We start from the raw sequence: 5874 nt of genomic DNA, 5'->3' as shown, positions 1-5874 counted from the left end.
CGGGCGGCTTCCGACGGGCGCGCCGTGCCGAGCAGCATCCAGAGGAAGACGACGCCGCCGATCACGCCCATGACGATCGAGATCGGGAGTTCGAACGGGAAGCGCACGACGCGGCCGATGATGTCGCACAGCAGCACGATCGCGGCACCCAGCAGCGCGACCAGCGGAACGGTCCGGCGCATGTTGTCGCCGATGAGGCGGCTGACGATGTTCGGGGCGATGAGCCCGAGGAACGGCAGAGCACCCGTGATGACCATGAGGATGCCGGTGACGACCGCGATGATCGTCACGCCGAGGCCCATCACCGCCCGCGTGTCGAGCCCGAGCCCTCGCGCAGCACTGTCGCCGAGGCCCGCGACCGTGAAGCGGTCGGCGAAGATCCACGCGACGAGGGCGGCTGCGGCCGCGAGGAAGAGGATCTCGTAGCGTCCGCGGAGGATGCTCGAGAAGTCGCCGACACCCCAGCTGAGCAGTTCCTGCAGCATATCGGTGCGGTAGGCGATGAAGGTGGTGACGGCGGCGATCACGCCGCCGTAGAGGATGCCGACGATGGGCACGAGCACGCTCGAGCGCGACGGGATCCGGCGCGCCAGGGCGAGGAAGCCGAAGACGCCGACGAGCGCACCGAGAGCGGCGAAGATCGCCTTGCCCCAGATCGGCAGCCCCGGGACGGAAAGGAGTACCGCGAGCAGCGCCAGGCTCGCGGCATCCGTCGCCCCCGTCGTGCCGGGTTCGACGAATCTGTTCCGCACCAGCAGCTGCATGATGAGGCCGGTGATGGCGAAGGCGGCGCCCGCGAGCACCAGGGCCACGGTGCGGGGGATGCGGCTCGCGAACAGGATGAAGCCGTCGAGCTCGGCGACGCCGATGAACAGCGAGATCGTCGCGAGGGCAGCCACGGCGGCCACCCCCGCGACGATCCACGCGGTGGGCGAGAAGCGGGTCAGGGCTCCGCGCTCCTCTCGCGCGGGTCGCACGGCATCGCGGATCAGCCTGCGATGGCGTCGTGGACCGACGTCAGCACGTTCTCGATCGCGGTCAGGCCGTTGACCACGATGTACAGCTCGCCCGCCGGGAGGTACACGATGTGGTCGTCCTGTGCCGCGGTGGTCTGCGCGACGAGCTCGTTGCCGAGGGTCTCTTCGGCGCTCGAACCCTCGCCGACGGCCGCCCCGCGGTCGAACACGAAGATCCAGTCGGGGTTCGCCGCGAGGATGAACTCGTTCGTCACGGTGTCGCCGTGCGAAGATCCTTCCGCGCCGGGGAGCTCGGCTGCGGCCACCGCAGGCGCCCACCCCAGCTCGTCGAAGAAGTACCCGAAGCGCGAGCCTTCGCCGAACGCGCCGTACTCGCCGCCAGAGACGGCCAGGACGAGCGCCGTGCCCTCGGCCTCCGACCCGATGGTCGAGACGAGCTCGTCGATCCCGGCGGCGAGCGCCGCCACCTCGTCCTCCTTGCCGAAGATCTCGCCCAGCTGCGCGGCACGCTCCAGGCCCGCGCTCGGGTCGAACTTCCCGGCGTAGGCGCCGGTGAGGTCGATCGTGGTCGCGATCTCGGACAGCTCGTCGTACTGGCCGGTGCTGCGCGCGGCCGTGACGATGAGATCCGGCTCCAGCTCGGCGACCGCCTCGAAGTCGGGCTCGAACAGCGTGCCCACCTTGGGCAGGCCGGCGTACTCCGAGAGATAGCCGGGGAGGACGGCGTCGGGGATGCCGACCACGGCGTCGCCCGCGCCGATCGCGTCGAGCGTGTCGAGCGTGGCGATGTCGAACGTGATGACCGCGGTCGGGTTCGCCGCGACCTCGACGGACTCGCGAGCCACCTCGAGGTCCTCCTGGTACGACGACTCGCCGTCGTCCTCGACGAGGGTGAGCGTGGGTTTGGCGTTCTCGACGACGACGGTCGCAGCCGTGTCGGACTGGTCGGGGACCTCTCCCGAGGCGGCGGGCGATGCGCACGCGGTGAGAGCGAGCGCGGCGAGGCTCAGGGCGGCGGCAGCGGGCAAGAGCAGGCGAGTTCTCTTCGTCATGTAGGTAAGGCTACCCTAAGCCGGAGAACGGACGAGTCTGCTAGGGTGCGCCGACGGCTTCGCGCGCCGCCCCGCCAGGGCCTGTGGCCTCGGGGCGAGGTCGTTCCGGAACGGAGTTGGATCGGCATCCGCCCCTGCCGCGGGTCAGGACGCGTGCCGGACTTCGCAGTCGCTTCCGGGCGACAGGATCGCCTCGTGCCCGTCGTCGTACCGGACGACCAAGAGCGGGTTGTCGTCGCTCCCGCGCACCTCGATCACCTCTCCGGCACGCTCGGCCGCCCCCACGACGCGACCGTGGATGACTACGCGGTCGCCGACGCTTGCTCGCATGCGGACCACCTCCTGGCGCACACGATACGACGCGGTCGCCGCCAGGTACAGGGGGGCGCGTCGGCGTCAGAGCTGCGCGCCGTCGTCGTCGCGGTTGTCGAGGCCGACGTTGCGGCCGCGCCACGACTCGTAGGCCATGAGCCAGCCGATCGAGACCGCCCCCGCCAGCACCACGCCGAGCAGGACGTTGCTCCAGATGAGCCCGAAGACGATGCCGAGCGTGAAGATCAGCGCGGTGCCGAAGGCCCAGCCGGTGTGGCCGCGCGTCCAGCCCTTGCGAGTCGAGGTCATGGCGAAAGCCTAGGGCCGCGACGGCTCCGGTTTCGACAGCCGGTCCGAGTTCGGTATCGGTAGGTTGGAATCCCCGACCGCGACACCGAAACGGATGCCATGACCATCAACGTCAGCCCGCTCACGCTCGGAACCTCCATCCTCGGCCGCGACACCGCACCAGGCTCGCCCGAAGAGGAGGCGGCGGTCGCGATCGCGATCGACCTGCTCTCGAGCAGCCACCGCTTCGTCGACACGTCGAACGAATACGCGGCGGGGCGATCGGAGGCGGTGCTCGGCCGCGCCATCGCGCACCTCGGCGAGGATGCCGCGACGCGCGTGATCTCGAAGGTCGACTGCGAGCCCGGAACGGGGGTGTTCGATCGCGACCGGGTGCTGCGCTCGTTCGACGAGACGACGGCGCGGCTGGGGGTCGAGCGGCTGCCGCTGCTGCACCTGCACGACCCGTACACCGTGACCTTCGAGGAGGCGATGGCGCCGGGAGGGGCGGTCGAGGGCCTGATCGAGCTGCGCGAATCCGGCCGCGTCGACGCCATCGGCGTCGCGGCCGCGCCAGTGCCGCTCATGGCCCGCTACGTCGCCACCGGCGTGTTCGACGCGCTGCTCATCCACAACCGCTTCACGGTCGTGGATCAGTCGGCGGCACCCGTCTTCGCCGATGCGCAGGAGCGGGCCATGACCGTGTTCAACGCCGCGCCGTTCGGTTCCGGCATCCTCGCGACGGGTCCGCGTCCGGGGGCGATCTACGACTACCGTCCGGCGACGCCTGAGCTCATCGGCTGGGTGGAGCGCCTCGAGAGGGTGTGCGTCGCGCACGGGGTGTCACTCCCCGTCGTCGCCCTGCACTTCTCGCTGCGCTCACCACTCGTCGATTCCACGATCGTCGGGGTCGCGTCGCCCGGACGCCGCGCGCAGCTCGACGAGCTTGCCGCCACTCCCGTGCCCCACGAGCTGTGGAGCGAGGTCGAGGCGCTCGGCCCCGCCCCGTCACCGGTCGACGACAGCGCTCACGCCTGAGCCCGGACGCAACACGGCACGAGGCCGCGAGCGGTGCCCGGAAGCCCTGACGCCTACGCCTCCTGCGGGTCGATCGAGATCATCCAGTCGATGCCGAACTTGTCGGTCAGCATGCCGAACTTGCCGCCCCACGGCGGAGTGTCCAGCGGCATGACGACCGTGCCGCCGTCGGCGAGCGTGTCCCAGTAACCCTGCAGCGAGGGCTCGTCGTCGCCGCTGACCGAGACCGAGATCCCGGCCGGCTTCTCGTAGCCCATGCCGGTCGGTGTGTCGGCACCCATGAGCACGAACCCGTCGGGAGTCGTGAGCTGGGCGTGCATGACGAGGTCGTTCTCGGCAGGGTCCTGCACCATGCCCTCGTACTCGCCGAAGGTGTTGATGTCGAGCTCGCCTCCGAACACGCTCTGATAGAAGGTCATCGCGTCGCGGGCTTCGTTCTTGAACGAGAGATACGGGTTGAGGCTGGCCATGTCGAACTCCTGTGCGTCGTCGGTGGATGCCGCGCCCCGGCCGCGTGGCGTCTCTCAGTGTCGTCGGGGGTTCCGACATCGTCAAGGAGCGGCAGGCGAGCGGTTCGTGAACGATGTCGCTTGACGCGCCGTTTGCCGCTGCCGTATGGTCTTGAGGCTGTGCCGCCGGCGCAGCAGCACGCGAGCCGAGAAGGACGACGGATGACCGCGCAGCGCGAACTCCGCTTCGACACGGTCCTGGGCAACCAGCCCAGCGACCGCGACGAGTCGTCCCCTCCGGCGCAGGCCGTGTAGCAGCATCCGCTCTTTCACGCCCCGCACCGCACAGGTCCGGGGCGTTTCCCTTTCCGGGGACCCTCGTTCCTCTGGCCCGCCGCTCTCCGCGCGTCCCGGGCGCGCCGCACGACCGGCTTCTGCCGGCGGATCACAAGGAAAGGAATCATGGAGAGGCTCTCCGCACGGCTGCTCTCGTGGGCGAGCCTGATCGACGAGAAGACCGTCGACCAGGCGCGCACCTCGTCGCGCATGCCGTTCATCCACCCGCATCTGGCGCTCATGCCCGATGCGCATCTCGGCAAGGGCGCGACCGTAGGCTCGGTCATCCCGACCCTCGGTGCGATCATGCCCGCCGCAGTGGGCGTCGACATCGGATGCGGCATGATCGCCGTCCGCACGCAGTTCACCAAGGGCCAGCTGGTGACGCGCGACCTCGGCCTGCTCCGCGAGCAGATCGAGCGCGCGGTGCCGCTCTCGGCCGGACGCGACAACCGCAAGATCGTCGCCACCGCCGAGCGGCGTGTCGCCGAGCTCGAGGTGCTCGCCGAGAAGGCGGAGTTCGACCCGGCGACCTACGCGGGACATTGGCGCCTCCAGCTCGGGTCGCTCGGCTCGGGCAACCACTTCATCGAGGTGTCGGTGGACGAGCTCGACCGGGTGTGGATCTTCCTGCACTCCGGTTCGCGCGGCGTCGGCAACAAGATCGCGACGCATCACATCGCGGTCGCGCAGCGCCTCGCGAAGCAGTGGTGGATCGAGCTCCCCGACCCAGACCTCGCCTACCTCGTCGAGGGGACGGAGGAGTTCCGGCGCTACATCCGGGAGCTGCGGTGGGCGCAGCACTTCGCGCTCCTCAACCGCGAGGAGATGATGGACCGCGTCGCGCGGCAGCTGTCCGAGGTGATGGGAGACCCGGTCGTCGAGCACGAGCGGATCAACTGCCACCACAACTTCACCGAGTCGGAGAAGCACTTCGGCGCGCGGGTGTGGGTCTCGCGGAAGGGTGCCATCAAAGCGGATGCCGGTCGGCCCGGGGTGATCCCGGGATCCATGGGCACTGCATCCTACGTCGTGGAGGGGCTCGGCAACCCGCTGTCGCTGAACTCCTCGCCGCACGGCGCGGGGCGCGAGTTCTCCCGGTCGGCGGCACGGCGCACGTTCACCCATGAGCAGCTGCGGGAGGCGATGACGGGCATCGAGTTCCGCGACACCGACGCGTTCATCGACGAGATCCCGCAGGCATACAAGCCCATCGACAGGGTCATGGCCGACGCGGCAGACCTCGTCGCGGTGCGTCACACGCTGCGGCAGCTCGTGAACGTGAAGGGCGACTGACGGTCCCCATGCCCCTCCGGGCGCGCGGGCCCCGCCGCGACCGGGCCGGGTGCCGGGTCGCGGCGTCGTCGGCTCGTCGCCCGGTCAGCGGTCGCGGTGGTCTTCGGGGTGCAGGCGCGGACCGCG

At 70.1% G+C, this 5874-nt stretch carries 7 protein-coding genes; 2 read left to right on the top strand and 5 right to left on the bottom strand.

Annotated elements, in window-relative coordinates:
- The 4 genes from EIO58_RS11465 to EIO58_RS11450 form a co-directional block, all read right to left on the bottom strand.
- Positions 1-977, bottom strand: a 977-nt coding sequence (locus EIO58_RS11465) for an ABC transporter permease (RefSeq protein ID WP_240658762.1), incomplete at its 3' end; no start/stop codon positions are given.
- Between the two features lie 11 nt (positions 978-988).
- Positions 989-2029 (bottom strand): siderophore ABC transporter substrate-binding protein, encoded by a 1041-nt coding sequence (locus EIO58_RS11460; RefSeq protein WP_127819653.1) that lies wholly within the window; start codon positions 2027-2029, stop codon positions 989-991.
- Positions 2030-2173: 144 nt separating this feature from the next.
- Positions 2174-2359 carry a DUF1918 domain-containing protein gene (locus tag EIO58_RS11455; protein ID WP_127819652.1) on the bottom strand — a complete coding sequence of 62 codons (186 nt, stop codon included), beginning with the start codon at positions 2357-2359 and terminating at the stop codon, positions 2174-2176.
- A 66-nt stretch (positions 2360-2425) separates the two neighbouring features.
- The gene (locus EIO58_RS11450; protein WP_127819651.1) at positions 2426-2650 is read right to left on the bottom strand and encodes a hypothetical protein; all 225 of its coding nucleotides are present in this window, start codon (positions 2648-2650) and stop codon (positions 2426-2428) included.
- 99 nt (positions 2651-2749) lie between these two features.
- On the opposite strand from EIO58_RS11450, the gene EIO58_RS11445 reads away from it, so the two are divergent.
- Positions 2750-3667, top strand: a complete 918-nt coding sequence (locus EIO58_RS11445) for an aldo/keto reductase (RefSeq protein ID WP_127819650.1) — start codon at positions 2750-2752, stop codon at positions 3665-3667.
- A 53-nt stretch (positions 3668-3720) separates the two neighbouring features.
- On the opposite strand, the gene EIO58_RS11440 is transcribed toward EIO58_RS11445, so the two are convergent.
- Positions 3721-4137: a VOC family protein gene (locus EIO58_RS11440; RefSeq protein ID WP_127819649.1), complete on the bottom strand. Its 417-nt coding sequence runs from the start codon at positions 4135-4137 to the stop codon at positions 3721-3723.
- Between the two features lie 441 nt (positions 4138-4578).
- On the opposite strand from EIO58_RS11440, the gene EIO58_RS11435 reads away from it, so the two are divergent.
- On the top strand, positions 4579-5748 hold the full coding sequence (locus tag EIO58_RS11435; RefSeq protein ID WP_127819648.1) for an RtcB family protein: 1170 nt from the start codon (positions 4579-4581) through the stop codon (positions 5746-5748).
- Positions 5749-5874 lie beyond the last annotated feature (126 nt).

The organism is Microbacterium sp. CPCC 204701 (assembly GCF_004010105.1).
Classification (GTDB): Bacteria; Actinomycetota; Actinomycetes; order Actinomycetales; family Microbacteriaceae; genus Microbacterium.
The sequence above is the reverse complement of the archived record's forward strand: the minus strand, read 5'-3'. Positions and strand labels throughout refer to the sequence as shown.

Excerpts from the sequence above, each read along its gene's own strand:
- EIO58_RS11450 (WP_127819651.1), bottom strand. The coding sequence starts at position 2,650 with ATGACCTCGACTCGCAAGGGCTGGACGCGCGGCCACACCGGCTGGGCC.
- EIO58_RS11435 (WP_127819648.1), top strand. The coding sequence starts at position 4,579 with ATGGAGAGGCTCTCCGCACGGCTGCTCTCGTGGGCGAGCCTGATCGAC.
- EIO58_RS11440 (WP_127819649.1), bottom strand. The coding sequence starts at position 4,137 with ATGGCCAGCCTCAACCCGTATCTCTCGTTCAAGAACGAAGCCCGCGAC.
- EIO58_RS11455 (WP_127819652.1), bottom strand. The coding sequence starts at position 2,359 with ATGCGAGCAAGCGTCGGCGACCGCGTAGTCATCCACGGTCGCGTCGTG.
- EIO58_RS11445 (WP_127819650.1), top strand. The coding sequence starts at position 2,750 with ATGACCATCAACGTCAGCCCGCTCACGCTCGGAACCTCCATCCTCGGC.
- EIO58_RS11460 (WP_127819653.1), bottom strand. The coding sequence starts at position 2,029 with ATGACGAAGAGAACTCGCCTGCTCTTGCCCGCTGCCGCCGCCCTGAGC.